We start from the raw sequence: 14,113 nt of genomic DNA, 5'->3' as shown, positions 1-14,113 counted from the left end.
CTGTTGCAAACAACTAGAGAGTTGAGAGACCGCGAACGGTAAGATCGTGCCTGCTACCCCAAGCCGGAGTAGTTGTCGCCGTGTCCAATAAGCAGGAAAGCTTTTGTATTGCCTCATAGCGATCGCGCAGCGTCCCCGGCTCGCTAGTCATCCGTGAGAGCTATCCCTTCACGCTAGGATTTTTAACGGTTTCCTGCCTTACTCTTTGGGAAGATTCAGACTGATTTAGTTACTGGGTTTTATCAGCCTATTAGCTCTTGAAAAGGATAAAACCGTTATTAATTGGAACGTCGATCCCATCAGAGGGATATAGAGCGTTAAATTCTGTAAAACATCAAGATCCAGATGTATTCAGAGAAGCTACGTGCTTTTGGGAGCGATCGTCTGGTGAGCAAAAATATAGTTTCGCTACTGGCTGTGTTGGTGGGGCTTTCCTATGCATGGCTCGGCATCTTCACGTCTCTGAACTCTTATTTTTTCAACTATCGGGCAATGACCATTCCTGGGTGGTTTAGGTTAGGGGCAACTATCGCTCTTGGGCTATATCTTCTTGGTGTCTATACGACGGCTCTAGCATTTCAGCAGATTTTAACCCGAAAATCTGCAATTGAGCCATCGTTTTTGGTGTTGGGTTGCATCATCGGTTTACTGGTTGGCAGTTTACCCTTTTTCCTGAATTTCCTAACCCCAATCCCGTACCTGCTTTATTCTCCATATATTATTTTGCCTATTTTACTTTTGCTATCTTTTTTAGGAATTCGGATTGCTTGTAGATATGAACGAAGTAAATCTAATTCCACGCTAATCGTTTTATTATTTAGAGCCTTAATTCCGTGCGCGATCGCCTTAACCTTAATCTGGCTTCACAACGGCAGTTTCCCCAGTGTCAAAGCTCCTGCTGAAGTTCGGCAGGAATGGGCGTACATACAATTTGGGGATTACAAGGAAGTGGTGAACTCAATCAAAACTTGTCAGCCCATTCTAGAACGAGTAGGCAGCGTGAAACTTGTGGCACCGACCCAAGGCAGAAACTATATTATTTCCGATCCAGGGAGTTCCGGTCATAGGGGGGAATTGACTTTAGAAGTAATCGGAGACAAAGGTGTAGGTGTCGCTAACTTTAACTTCCATATCGTTACTTCGGTTTCACAGGTTCGATTTACCAATCGGGGGAAAACAGAAACAATCGTCTGTCGAAGGTAGGGGGGAATCTGATTTTTTCTGCCCCAACTCGATCGTCCCTGCAAAAGCGATCGCCTCTGCAAAGTTGCTTCACCGACGGCTCCTAAGCGAGCGGCATAACGATTTATTCAACTGTTACTTAGCTGTAGAAACCCGTCTATGCGATAGTTATATCGCACCCAACCCAGCACGCGATAGCGAAGGCGCTGACTTGTCAGTTCGCGCTTGCAAAGAGGATTAAAAATTAGAGCGACGTTTAGACTGATTTAGAAAATCCTTTAAGGTAAACCAGAGAGATAAACTTCCTAACATTATCAAACTAGCTCCGAGCGGATAGACGTACCAACGATTATCCTGCTCAACTTTTAGAGACTTAGCTTTTGAATCTTGGACAAATGTATTGATCTGGGAGGTTTTGTTCTCTGTAAAACTAAAACCGTTATTCATTGGAAAGTAGAGTTTCCCGTTAGATGTTTGCAAGACAAGCTGAGTTGATTTTCCATGTTTCTGAACGTTTGCTTTCTCTAATCGATCGAGTGGGAAGGGAGTCACGGTTTCCCCTCGCAAACTCGACACCACGAGTTTACACATACCTAACGATTGGCGACGTTCGCATTCTAAGGTTGCCAGTTGAGGATTCAGCAAAAACATTCCACCCCGGATAACCATAAAAACGCCTAGAACCGTTATCCAGAAGGTTTCTTTCAGATGTACGGAAACGCCCTGAAGTTCAAATGAGGTATATCGCTGCTCTGCTTTTTTGGAATCTTTGTCAGTTCCCATGCTTGTCCTCTCCTGTAGGGCATTGAACAAGATAAGTGCCACTTAGATGAGATACAAGCCCATGCATCCTGACTCCGGTTAGCTCGATAAAACCGCCTATGCCGTAGTTATCTGGCACCCGACCAAAAACGCGATCGCAATAACTTCTGGTTGATGAAGATAGTTGACCCAACGGAGCGAGTAACCTCAAGAGGGAGTTAAGGTTAAGCGCATACAGTTACAGACTGTTCGCGCATTTGCTTGATTTGATGTCATCACCGAAGGAGACTACGATGACTTCGACCACCCTAAAGCCTAATTTAACCGTTCCCGGCCCCCGTCCAGGACCCATTCTCGGACGTGCTACCCATATTTATCGCTTCGCATCCGACTCGATCGGCTATACCCGCGACCTTTTCCAAACCTATGGCTCAGTTGTCTCCCTGACTTATGGAGGGGGCACAAATCTTTATTCACCGCTCCCCAATTGTCCTGGTACTGTATTTGTCTATGGCCCGGAACTCGTGCGCCAAGTGACGACCCAGCACGAGATTTATTATAAGCATCCCTTATCCGGAAAATTGTACCGCAGGCGGGAAGCCTCGGCGCGGACAGAACCCCTGAAGCACTTTGCTGTGGGACTCTTTGGCATCAATAGCGATCGCCATCGGCAAGCTCGTCAACTTCTCATGCCCGCCTTTCACAAACAGCGCATCGAGTCCTACCGCAACGATATCGTTACCATCACCCAATCGGTACTCGATCAAATCCGGGTTGGGGAAAAAAGTGACATTGACCAGATTATGCGGCTGCTGACAATGCGAGTGGCGACCAAAACGCTGTTTGGTGCTGATGTTGGCGAGATGGGTGGCATTACCGGGAAACTTTTTCAGGATACTGTCGGTTTGCTGGGAACGCCCATGATGGCACTATTCCCTGTGGACTTACCAGGATTGCCCTACCATCGCTTTCTGAATCTAATCGCCCAACTTGACGACGAGATGCGATCGCTGATTGCAACTAAAAGGGCAAAGGGCACTGACGATGGAGATGTGCTGTCGATGCTGATCCAAGCTCGTGACGCCGAAACTGGCCTCTCCCTGAGCGATGATGAATTGCTGGGACATACTGGCGTCTTCTTTTTAGCCGGACACGAAACCAGTTCCAATGCACTTACCTGGACGCTGTTCCTCCTCTCGCAACATCCGCAAATTTTTGCCGATCTCCTCGACGAACTCGAAAGCGTGCTGCATGGTGAAGCGCCGACAGTCGAGCAATTGCAACAATTGCCGTTATTAGAGCGAGTTATCAAAGAGAGTATGCGTGTATTGCCGCCAGTCCCCTGGAATGGGCGCGTCACCGCGCAACCGACTGAACTCGGTGGTTATGCCTTGCCTTCGGGAACGGAGGTATTTGTCAGTATTTACCAGACTCACCAGATGCCCGAACTCTATCCAGAACCGGCGGTTTTTAATCCGCACCGTTGGGAAGGATTTGAACCGACTATTTTTGAATACAATCCCTTCAGCGCTGGGCCTCGGATGTGCATCGGTGCAGCCTTTGCCATGATGGAAATCAAAATCGTGCTGGCAATGCTTTTACAACGCTACCGCCTGCAATGCATTCCCCATCTGAAGGTTGACCGTTTTGGGGTGATTGTCATGGCACCGAAATATGGGATACCAACGATCGTCCATCAGCAAGATCGTCAGTTTAGCCAGGGAGTGGGTGGCGTACGCGGTAACGTGCGAGAGATGGTGAAATTGCCTGAATAATCCGGTGCGAGTAGGGGCGACGCATTCGGACAAAAAATCTTGGGCGATAGACACTCGGAACCCCACCCCTGCCCCTCCCCGTGAACGGGGAGGGGTTCAATATTTCCCCTCTCCGTTCACGGAGAGGGGTTAGGGGTGAGGTTCCGGACTGCATCCAATAAAGAATTGCGGCTATTTGAGATGGCACGGGTCATTTGCTCTCTCGGTGCTGTTTCCACTGAAGTTCCCCGGAAGTGGGAAAATGAGACAAATGGCGCTTAGTGACAAAATTGCAAGGAAAGAGGTAAATGCTAAAACGGATTGCCGCACTACTACTGGTGGTATTAAGCGTAAGCTTGCAAAGTTGCACTGTCGCCAGTGCTACCAGTGGCTTAAAAAGCTATGTAGATAGCACCGACGGTTATCAGTTCCTATATCCCAACGGCTGGCTTCCAGTCGAGGTGAAGGGTGGAGCCGATGTGGTGTTCCACGATATCATTGAGCCTTCTGAAAATGTGTCAGTCGTCATTAACCCGGTTGGGGCAGAGAAAAGCCTCGCTGAGTTGGGGACACCGACGGAAGTGGGATACAAATTATCAAAAAGCGCGATCGCACCCCCAGGATCGGGACGCGAGGCAGAATTAGTGAACGCTGAAAAGCTGGAATCTAACTCTAAGACTTATTACATACTGGAATACACCGTCAAACTCCCCAATCAGCAACGCCATAATCTTGCCTCTATCGCTGTCAGTCGCGGTAAACTTGTCACCTTCAACGCTTCTACCACAGAAAAACGCTGGGAAAAGTTGAAGCCATTGTTACAGCAAGTCGTTAGTTCATTTTCCGTCTATTGATAGCGATTGGCTGATGGCTAATGGCTCATAAAAGTGATGAGAGTGATAAGAGTTGAGGCAAAAAGAGAATTATTTAATTCAAAACTCAACACTTAAAACTTGTTGACAATTAGCAATTCGCCACTGACAACAGAACGATGACCCTTCCCACTTTAGTCTTAGCCTCCGCTTCTCCAGCTCGCCGTCGCCTGTTGCAAAGTGCCGGAATCGAGCCGGTGGTTTGCCCTAGTGATTTTGATGAATCCCAAGTCTCAACTAGCGTTGCATCCGAATTGGTGCAAACTCTGGCGTTGCGGAAAGCGGAAACGGTTGCGAGTCAATTTCCAGATGCTTTGATATTGGGATGCGATTCGGTGTTGCTGGTTAACGGTGAGATTCATGGGAAACCAGCAGATGCAGCACAAGCGATCGCCCGTTGGCAAAAAATGCGCTCCCAAATCGGCGAACTCTATACGGGTCATGCTTTAATTGACCAGCAGCAAGACAAAACTGTGGTACGCTGCGGCATCACAAAAGTTTATTTTGCCGATGCTAGCGATCGCCAGATTGAAGCCTACGTCGCCACTGGCGAACCCCTCAAATGTGCTGGCTGCTTTGCCCTGGAAGGCAGAGGGGGACTATTTGTAGACAAACTGGAAGGTTGCCATACAAATGTCATTGGTCTGAGCTTGTCACTACTTCGCCAGATGTTCGGTGAACTGGGATACGATGTCACCGATTTTTGGCAAAGATGAAGGATGAAAGAAGTTTGTTGTCCATTGCTACTAGCAAATAACAACTGATAATTGATTTGTGCCTTTTTCTTGAATTGCTCCGGAATTTGTTAAGGTTCCTAGATTTTTGATTAAGGCAAAGGATCTGCGTGTCTAATATTGGCTAAGGCAAAGCTTTTGGAGGGCTTTTGTTCATGGGAGTAAGTAACGAGTTTAAAGCACAACTCAAGGCTGGCAAAATTTTTGAGGCGCTCACCTTGGCACTCAGCGAAGCCATCGAGTTAGAAATCACCACCTGGGTTTCATCGGCTGACTCAGATGCCTCGCCTGGGGTGAGGACAGACCAATCTTTATCCGGTCAACCTTTACCCGGTCACTGTATGCGAACCCGCATCAATATTGTGGATGGTGATATAGAAAATGAAGTCGGCAGCGAATTTCTAAATAGCGGCCCCTACAACGAACTGCGGGAATTTCACCTCCAGCAAGTTCACGAAGGTCGGGAAATTATTCAGGAAAACCTGGCAAACTTGCAACAGCTGTTTACAGTTTTAACGAACACGCTGTCTGAGATACCAGGATCGCGATCGCGTTCAAATCCACAGCAAGTTTTACCTCCTATCGATTCAGATAATCCTTAAGAGTCAGAACACTTGAGAGCCAAAATAAATGCAAGTCAAAGGTTAAGCTTCTCTTCAGGACTGAGTTTTGAGTGTTGAGTATACCCCAGACTTAAAAATAGGGGCTTGAAATCAGGACGCTTTATTCTTTGGGGCTACATCAACTTGAAACAAACTGCGCCTCTAATTTCCGTTTTGAAAAGCCTTGTACCCTAGTTACTTTAAACCTCAGTCCTCAAACCTCAGTCCTCAGTCCTCAAACCTCAGTCCTCAAACCTCAGTCCTCAGTCCTCTTTCTATTGACAACTCACAATTGGCTGGAAATTTGGTTATGGCGGCAAGCGATAAATTCAAACAACAACTCAAAGCTGGCAAAATTGTTGAGGCACTTTCTACGGCACTCAGTGAGACGATTGAGTTAGAAATCACCACATGGGTTAGCTCTGCCGACGTAGATGACAGGACAAGCGAAGAACAGCCTCAACCAGGTTCCCGGATGCAGACCCGGATTAATATCGTTGAGGGCGACATCACCAACGAGATTGGCGATCGCTTTCTCAACAGTGGCCCCTATAGCGAACTGCGACAATTCCATCTAGAGCAAGTTCAGCAAAGCCGCGCGATTATCAACGACAACCTCAAGAGTTTGCAAAAGTTATTTGGGATGTTGGTAAGAGTCGGGTACCAGAATCCTAAAGCTGCCCCGATTCCTCCAGACAAGTCTAGAGTTGATCCTCGCCTACCACCAGACGAAACCGCAGCTTCTATCGTGACGATTGAGCCTGAAGTGTCGCTTGTTGAGGGGTCGCCAACAGATGCGATCGCATTTGACCCCCGCGTGGAGATTGACACCGTTCCTGCCATTGCACCTACTCCATCCGTCACACCCGATTTCCTGCCCCCAGCGACCCCCCAAACCCCTGTAGAGCAAGCCGTAAGTGCCCAGGAGCGGGAAGAAGCCGTCATCCAGGAACCACCGTTTCAGCCAGGGTGGACGCCGGAATTCGGCTCGGCGCTTCCCCCGGATTTCCTACCCCCAGCGACCCCCCAAACCTCTGTAGAGCTAGCCGTGAGTGCCCAGGAGCAGGAGGAAGAAGCCGTCATCCAGGAACCACCGTTTCAGCCAGGGTGGACGCCGGAATTCGGCTCGGCGCTTCCCCCGGATTTCCTGCCCCCAGCGACCTCCCAAACCCCTGTAGAGCCAGCCGTGAGTGCCCAAGAGTGGGAAGAAGCCGTCATCCAGGAACCACCGTTTGAGCGAGGGTGGAGGTCGGAATTTGGCTCGGCGGTAAACTGGGGAACCGAGGAGGAGTGGGAAGAAGTGGAAGTCGAGGAGGAACCGACACACCCCTTCTCAGCGAGGTTTGCGCCTGTTGAAGATGAGGTCTGGAATGAGAATGACGATGGCTGGGAAGAAGATGAGGAGCCGTCAACGACGCCCGATATCAGCAATCCTAGCGGCATTTCAGATCCCATAGCGGTTTTGTTTGGAGACACTCCCGTGGAGCCTTCCCAGCCTTCTCCACCGATGTCAGATACGCGATCGCCCGTCAACATTGAAGAGGCGTTATTTTCACAAACACCGCCTTCACAAACACCGCCAAAGCCGTTTGATGAGTTTGATGAATTTGAAGAAGATGAAGACGAATTTGACAATCCATCGCCTCCACCACCCTCCAAATAATCATTAAAACCAAACTGGATTCATACAACGATGGTCAATACACCAGATACCAATAGCAACGAGATTAATCCCAACCTGCGGAAAAATTTTAACAACTTTTTGCAGTCTCTGACCGATGTGCTAATCGACATCACGGCTCTCGAAGTAAATACAATGGTCGTGGATCATATTAGCGGGACTAAGTTTATTCCTTGGGAAGCGTATCGAGATATTTACCCAATTTCCACAACCTATTTGGAAAGGGCAGGAATCCATCCATCTCTAAGGCCTCGGTATCTGAGTCTGCGTAAACAAATCGAGACAGAGTATTGCTTGTATTACCTTGAGGAGAAACTTTTAGAACAGGATGCTTCACAGCTCAGAGAATATGTCCGAGTTCTCAGCGATCCCACAGCAGAACTGGATATTCAAAAAACAAAACTGCCTAACCCGCTGAGTCCTTCTGCGAATCCGGCTGTTGAGATTAACAAGATTCAAAACTTACTCGATGACAGTAGATTTTTACGGAGCTTGCGGAAAGTTGATGAGCTGAAAGCAGCTCTGGATAATCGGAATAAGTCTTTGCAAAAAAGCGAAGCATCGCAAGCATTAGACCCGGTTGAAGAAGTAACAACCGATATGATTTATGCCCAATCAATCATTCAGTTAGATGGAGATATTATCAACCGCTATCATCAGAGACTTTTTGAACACGAGCATAAAGATATCATTTTAGATATCCACAGACAGGGTGTTACTGCGGGTGAAAAACAGTGGCATGGGTTATTAGAATTTATGGTAAATTTAGTGGAATCGTTGGTCAATCAAGGCAGTTCCTCAATGAAAAATTTATTCAAAAACCGCAATTAATCCTGAAAAAACCGAGCCAAAAAAATAGGCAAAAAAAATAGGAAAGATGAGCTGAGAAGGAGTGGGAAATTATATATCAGGTTCCTTTAGGCAACCTCTTAATTTAGATTCATGCATTCAAATCGAGGAAGTCAAAGACGCAAAGGGACAGTTAGTGTCTCATTTCATCAGATTCAACTTAGATAAAAACATCCTCGATCAAATTTTGCAAGCTAAAACCAATGGACAAAACTTATCCATTTCCCGGCGTTTGCTAGCAGAGTTGCGTTCTTATGCGCTAGTAGATGCGGGAAGCTGCTTGCAGTCTGGGCTGATTTTCTGCACTCACTACGAGCAAGCGGAGAGTAGAGAGTCAGTAGCGGAAAACTTTGTCATGCAGAGTACGATCGCTCTCGATGGAGACATCATTCACCAAATTCGCCACGATTGTCTTAAAGATTCTATTTGGTGTTTAGCGATCGCAACTGCTCACCACTGGCTAATCGATCAACTGCTCAATCAGCTACAGCTCAAGATTGCCTTATGGTTAAATGGGCTATCTTGGATGCTCTCTTTGCTAACTACGGCGGCAACAGTTATCTCTAACTTACAGCGCCTGAATTTATGGACGCTGTTAGCATCGGCGGCGATGGCATGGTTCTTGCAAGTAGGCTTTAAGCGTCTGTCGCTGTTATTTTTGCCGTTGCTGAGGCGTTGGGTTTTTCGTCAATTGTTGTTGCGCTTGCTTTCTTCCAATCCGAGGGATAGAAAGATTGCGAAAGGCATTTTAGGGCGGTTCGTGCCTTAACAAGAGGAGTTGGAGGTGATGCGATCGCTTATCGAGTTGCGTTGCATAAAGCGTAGCGATCGCTCTACTCGCATCCTTCTAACGAACTCTAATAAACTGGCTTGTATGCAGCACCGCTTCACCATGATCCGGAATCCATGCTACCCATTCGTCCTCAGACTGCTGGCAAAGTAGCAACGCTTCATCGTGGCTATAAGGGTTGGGAAGTTCTAGCAACTGTACCCAAGTCGAATCCTGATAATCCATCTGAGACTGGGTTCGATTGGTTTGAGGTGCCCAGCTTCTAGTCCGAGACAGCAAAGGAAGTACGCAATAATTCAATGTCATATCTGTTTCCCCTCCAATAGCGATAACAGCACTCAGAGTTGGCTGACTGCTCTCCGTCGCAGTTAAGAGCCTCCACTGATAAGCTATTTTCAAAACATTTCTGTAACAAATGCTACGGAATTTTTGCCGATCAAATCAACTACCTGTCGTAAAACTTTATGTTTGATAAGACGAAACCTAAGAGGGATGCAAGATCCAGCGAATAGCAATTCTCTATTGGAGGCAGTAAAGTTTAACCCCACCCCCGCCCCTCGACCTTCACCCAGAGGGGTTCAATATTCTCCCCTCTCCGTGAACGGAGAGGGGTTGGGGGTGAGGTTCCGAGTTCAGCAAAGAATGCAGAGGTAAGCAAAGTTAAAAAAACGACCCAGAATTGACTACTTCATTGTTGAAGATTTGAGGGGAATAGCGGTGGAATCAGGTGAGGCTTCGACGATAACACCCGCTTTATTTTCGGCTATCAATTTAGGTTTTAAGTAAAGATTTTCCAACAGGACAGCGGCACCCGCCACCCAAGGAGGAACAATCAACGCGCCAAGAATGCCTAAAACCTGCGTTCCTCCTAGCACCCCCAGCAGTTGATACAAAGGATGGACTTTCACAGAAGAACCTACTAGTAGCGGATCGAGGACATAAGTTTCCACATTCTGGATAATCACGAACAACAGCAGCACCCACAGGAACGTCCACCCACCTTGAGAAACTGCCACGATGAGAGCGGGAATGGCTCCCAAAACTGGCCCCACAAAGGGGATCAAATTGGTGAAACCAGCGATCACGCCAAGTCCGAGTGCAAACTCTGATAGCCCTAAAAAACCTAAGCCAAGGGTAATCGCTACCCCTAAAATCCCTGAAACCGCAACTCGACCTTGGATATAATTCCCCATCCGCTGGCTCATCGGTGCCACTTGAGCCTCCAGACGTTCATCCCAAGGCGACGGGAATAGCTGCACCAAACCTTTAACCAGGTTTTGACTACCCGCCACCATATAACCGGAAATCAATAAAGCCAAAATTAAGCTAAAAACGCCGCCAATAATTCCTCTGGTGATGTCGTAAGAGCGCAGCAGGACTTGTTGACTGGAACGAAACACCCACCTGGACAGCGCTTGGGTATCAAGGAGTTGGTTGACTAAATCGGGTCGCTCGTCGTTGTAACTGATTACAATTTTCTGAATGAGTGCCCGAAGATTTTCAATGTATATTGGCAAATTGACGGCAAGCAGTTGAATCTGCGCGGCTACGGTAGGGCCAATAATCAATCCCGCCCCAACGATGCCAGAAATTAGCGTTACATAAACAACAATGACCGCCAACCACCGGGGAAGCTGCAAGCGTTCAGCCTTGTCGATGAGGGGGGAAATCGTCGCTGCGATGACTACGGCAACCATGAGGATGACTAGGAGACTCCGCAGCTGCCATAGCAACACTCCCAACAAACTGGTGACGACAATTAGCAGGATATTCGATAGAGAAATCGCAGTGCGCCGCTCGAACATGATTTAGTAGCGATAGGTTAGGTGTAAACTACCTACACAAAGAATAGCGCTATCGTGTGGGCTTGCAGCGTCACCGAGAAATCCCTCTGTTTAGACTTGCGCCACTTTGTTGCAATACACACTCCTAACCTCACCCCCAACTCGATCTCCACAAGTGGAAAGGGGCAGGGATGGGGTTAAATTGCACTACATCCCAACGAGAAGTGCGATAAGAGGGACACAACGCGCTAGGCGACTCCATGAAATTTAGGTTGAGTCATCTTCTTTAACAAAGCTTTGGCTTGATTGAGTTCTTCGTTGCGCTGGTACAGTTCTTCACTGAGAGACTGCAACTCCTGATTCATCGTCTGTAGTTGTTCGTGGGTGGACTGGAGTTCCTCTTGAGTCCTGTTCAACTGTTTTTTGAGATCCAGACGTTCTTGTTGAACGGTTTTTAGCTCTTCTTGAAGCACCAGGAGTTGTATCTGCTCGGTTGTTAACGCTTGATGGGTAGACGAGGGTTGCTTGGGTTTTACCTGTGGCTGAAACACTTGCTGGAACTCTGGCTGGAACACTTGCTGGAACGCTTGCTGCAACTCTTGCTGCAACTCTTGCTGGAAGTATGAGGGTTGCTTCTCTAGAGGCTTCAGTGCCTTTTCAGGGCTTGTCTGGGTAGGTGATCGCAACTCCTCTCCCTTAGTCTGGACACCTTTAGTCTGGACACCTTGGCTAGTCTGGACACCTTGGCGGATGCGATCGCGTTTGGAGTCCTGCACCTCAGATGCATTCAGATGCACATTCACCTTTGGCGTCTTTGTATAAACACGTCGCTTCAAATCTGCGGTGCTGAAAGTCTGAGGGCTGTTGAGCAGTCCCTCCGCATGACCTAATACGAGAAAGCCACTATCCCGGAGCGCAAAGTGAAAGCGGGACTGGATTTTTCGTTGGGCTTCGGGATTAAAATACATCAGGGCGTTGCGGCACATCAGCAGATCGAGACGGGAGATGGGCGCATCTTCAATCAAGTTGTGGCGACTAAACAGTAGCGCAGAACGCAACTCCTTATGAACAATGTAGCTGTTAGGAGTGCTATCAAAGTATTTCTCTAACAAAGCGGGAGGAATCCCCGCAACTTCCTTAGCCGTATAAGTTCCCTGACGAGCTTGCTTAAGCGCTTCCTCATCGATATCTGTGGCGTAGATTTTGACCCGCGCCTGGAACTGTTCGATTCCCAGTATCTCCGCAAGGATGATTGCTAACGAGTAAGCTTCCTCTCCAGAAGCGCATGCAGCACTCCAAACTCGAATCGGTTCGTCTGGTTCCTTCTTCGCAACGATCTGAGGGATCAGCTCGTGAGACAAATAATCCCAAACTGAGCGATCGCGGAAGAAAGAAGTAACATTGACTAAAAGTGTGTTAAATAGGTGAGTAAATTCTTGGGGATGCGCCTTTAGGTAATCAATATACTTTGTACAGCTGTCGATTTCCACTTTCTGTATCCGGCTCATTACCAGACGCATCAAACTAGGACGCTTGTAGCTGGTGAAATCAAAACCACGACTTCGCTTTATGTAGTCCAGCAAAGCTTCTAACTCATAAGCTGCTTTAGTCCGGGGCGGAGTCGTATAGGCAGTTGATTGTGATATTGGCATCATTTATCGTTATACAAGTAAAAGTGTAGCGACCTGTCAAGTAGAGGTATATTTTTTAGCAATTGTCCTAAATCGATCCCGCCTTGCCCCGCTTGCGGGGCAAGGCGGGATTTTGATGTTTATTTTTTTGATATTTAGCATCATCTAGATAAATTGCGATCGCTGTAATTACTTTAGCGGTGAATGCTTCTAGATTCATCCTCACAAAGTAGAGCGAACAGTAACAGATATTCCAACGGATGAAGAGGTTTTTAGACCCTTGGTATCAAAGCAACCAACCTTGAGGTCAAGGCACTCTGAAAGATAATTATCCACCTATTTTTAACAGGGAGTCGCACTACCAGACTTCTAGGCTTCTTTGTTTTAAATTCCTAAGAATTTCTGAAACCAATTCTTTCTGCTTTGGAGTTAGTTTATTCCAACCATTTCCCCAAAGTTTTTCTTGGTTCGTATCATTATATGTAAAAGGCATTCTTGTTAAATTATTCATTTTACACCTCTTATTTCCTTTGACCCTGACAGATGGAAACTCCCTAATTCAGTCGTCTGTTAAAGGAGACAACAAGGGACACGAGAGGAACTTAATACTCGACTATTTCAAGCATAAACGCGAGTAACAGTAACGTCTGTCCGGTTTCGCACATATTTAGGGAAACATACAAGATTTATCGGCATCTAGTCATGTTTTGTGGTCAAAAACCCCTTTTAGCTCAGCTTTGCTGAGACTCATCACATTTGTCAGTTGCCATCTTCGCCTTCATACTTGGCAACACGAGGGAGCTTCAAAGCTGTCTATCTAATGATGTGTAACTGTCTCTTGTGATGGTGACGGTAGCATCTCACCATGTACTACGATTGTGCGCTTTGTGCTTGGCTCCCCTTAGTAGCGCTTAGGAAACCGCGCAGAATGACAGTTTCAGCTCAAGTTACACTTGGTACTATTTAAACAATAAACGCGCTCGCAAACGCCGTCTGTCCGCTTTCGCACATACGAGAAAACAAACAATTTAAAAAGAATTTATCCGCCATTTACCCAGCGTCGCCCGCTTGAAGAATGAATTTGATAGCTATTCGTGAACCCAGGGTTGAATATTCTCCCCTCTCCGTGAAGGTCGAGGGGTTGGGGGTGAGGTTCCGAATCTATTGCATCCAAAAGAGAAACCCTATATACAACGCTCGCCCAATCATTAATCCTAGCCGCAGTTGTGCAACAGCATCTAGGGCAACACCATCTAGTACAACGCCATCTAACGGTGTTCCGTGCCAAGCAACCGACCGAACTCGGCTTTGATAATTCCATAACACTCGCAGGAGATCGCTTCCAAGTCGCCTTGATTCAGAATGGTGATTTTGCCACGGCTGTAGCGAATCGTTCCCGCTTTGCTGAGGGTGCCAGCCGCCACCGTGACGCCAGAACGGCGCGTGCCCAACATCTGGGCGATAAATTCCTG

General features: G+C 47.4%; 16 protein-coding genes. 8 read left to right on the top strand and 8 right to left on the bottom strand.

Annotation, left to right across the window (positions count from 1 at the left end; genetic code table 11):
• Positions 1-13: 13 nt before the first annotated feature.
• Complete coding sequence (locus tag NDI33_RS23210; protein ID WP_190433945.1) at positions 14-151, bottom strand: hypothetical protein; 138 nt, start codon at positions 149-151, stop codon at positions 14-16.
• Between the two features lie 194 nt (positions 152-345).
• Here NDI33_RS23210 and NDI33_RS23205 point away from each other — a divergent pair, with 194 nt between their 5' ends.
• Positions 346-1,203, top strand: a complete 858-nt coding sequence (locus NDI33_RS23205) for a hypothetical protein (RefSeq protein ID WP_190672044.1) — start codon at positions 346-348, stop codon at positions 1,201-1,203.
• Between the two features lie 216 nt (positions 1,204-1,419).
• On the opposite strand, the gene NDI33_RS23200 is transcribed toward NDI33_RS23205, so the two are convergent.
• Complete coding sequence (locus tag NDI33_RS23200; protein WP_190672042.1) at positions 1,420-1,965, bottom strand: hypothetical protein; 546 nt, start codon at positions 1,963-1,965, stop codon at positions 1,420-1,422.
• 272 nt (positions 1,966-2,237) lie between these two features.
• Between NDI33_RS23200 and NDI33_RS23195 the strand changes: the two genes are divergently transcribed.
• The 7 genes from NDI33_RS23195 to NDI33_RS23165 all read left to right on the top strand — a co-directional run bounded on the left by NDI33_RS23195 (position 2,238) and on the right by NDI33_RS23165 (position 9,205).
• Positions 2,238-3,719 (top strand): cytochrome P450, encoded by a 1,482-nt coding sequence (locus tag NDI33_RS23195; RefSeq protein WP_190672039.1) that lies wholly within the window; start codon positions 2,238-2,240, stop codon positions 3,717-3,719.
• Between the two features lie 287 nt (positions 3,720-4,006).
• Positions 4,007-4,552 carry a photosystem II reaction center PsbP gene (psbP, locus tag NDI33_RS23190; RefSeq protein ID WP_190525091.1) on the top strand — a complete coding sequence of 182 codons (546 nt, stop codon included), beginning with the start codon at positions 4,007-4,009 and terminating at the stop codon, positions 4,550-4,552.
• Positions 4,553-4,689: 137 nt separating this feature from the next.
• Complete coding sequence (locus NDI33_RS23185; RefSeq protein WP_190672037.1) at positions 4,690-5,286, top strand: nucleoside triphosphate pyrophosphatase; 597 nt, start codon at positions 4,690-4,692, stop codon at positions 5,284-5,286.
• 173 nt (positions 5,287-5,459) lie between these two features.
• Complete coding sequence (locus NDI33_RS23180; protein WP_190430728.1) at positions 5,460-5,906, top strand: hypothetical protein; 447 nt, start codon at positions 5,460-5,462, stop codon at positions 5,904-5,906.
• Positions 5,907-6,090: 184 nt separating this feature from the next.
• Positions 6,091-7,569: a hypothetical protein gene (locus NDI33_RS23175; protein WP_190672034.1), complete on the top strand. Its 1,479-nt coding sequence runs from the start codon at positions 6,091-6,093 to the stop codon at positions 7,567-7,569.
• Between the two features lie 30 nt (positions 7,570-7,599).
• The gene (locus tag NDI33_RS23170) at positions 7,600-8,418 is read left to right on the top strand and encodes a hypothetical protein (protein ID WP_190536737.1); all 819 of its coding nucleotides are present in this window, start codon (positions 7,600-7,602) and stop codon (positions 8,416-8,418) included.
• A gap of 154 nt (positions 8,419-8,572) precedes the next feature.
• A complete protein-coding gene (locus tag NDI33_RS23165; protein ID WP_190672032.1) occupies positions 8,573-9,205 on the top strand; it encodes a hypothetical protein in 633 nt (210 codons plus the stop codon).
• A 78-nt stretch (positions 9,206-9,283) separates the two neighbouring features.
• Here the strand turns inward: NDI33_RS23165 and NDI33_RS23160 are convergent, their stop codons facing one another.
• From NDI33_RS23160 to NDI33_RS23135, 6 genes are all read right to left on the bottom strand, one after another.
• Positions 9,284-9,532: a hypothetical protein gene (locus tag NDI33_RS23160; RefSeq protein WP_190430724.1), complete on the bottom strand. Its 249-nt coding sequence runs from the start codon at positions 9,530-9,532 to the stop codon at positions 9,284-9,286.
• Positions 9,533-9,909: 377 nt separating this feature from the next.
• Positions 9,910-11,031 carry an AI-2E family transporter gene (locus NDI33_RS23155; RefSeq protein WP_190438344.1) on the bottom strand — a complete coding sequence of 374 codons (1,122 nt, stop codon included), beginning with the start codon at positions 11,029-11,031 and terminating at the stop codon, positions 9,910-9,912.
• Between the two features lie 227 nt (positions 11,032-11,258).
• A complete protein-coding gene (locus NDI33_RS23150) occupies positions 11,259-12,665 on the bottom strand; it encodes a CheR family methyltransferase (protein ID WP_199302267.1) in 1,407 nt (468 codons plus the stop codon).
• A gap of 64 nt (positions 12,666-12,729) precedes the next feature.
• Positions 12,730-12,861 carry a hypothetical protein gene (locus NDI33_RS23145; RefSeq protein WP_277878397.1) on the bottom strand — a complete coding sequence of 44 codons (132 nt, stop codon included), beginning with the start codon at positions 12,859-12,861 and terminating at the stop codon, positions 12,730-12,732.
• 138 nt (positions 12,862-12,999) lie between these two features.
• A complete protein-coding gene (locus tag NDI33_RS23140; RefSeq protein WP_190414825.1) occupies positions 13,000-13,152 on the bottom strand; it encodes a hypothetical protein in 153 nt (50 codons plus the stop codon).
• Between the two features lie 757 nt (positions 13,153-13,909).
• Positions 13,910-14,113 (bottom strand): helix-turn-helix domain-containing protein (locus NDI33_RS23135; protein ID WP_190672029.1); only part of this gene is annotated, 204 nt, incomplete at its 5' end.

The organism is Trichocoleus sp. DQ-A1, from assembly GCF_039961955.1.
Classification (GTDB): domain Bacteria; phylum Cyanobacteriota; class Cyanobacteriia; order Cyanobacteriales; family FACHB-T130; genus FACHB-T130.
Note: the sequence above shows the minus strand (reverse complement) of the source record. Positions and strands in the feature narration are given on the sequence as shown.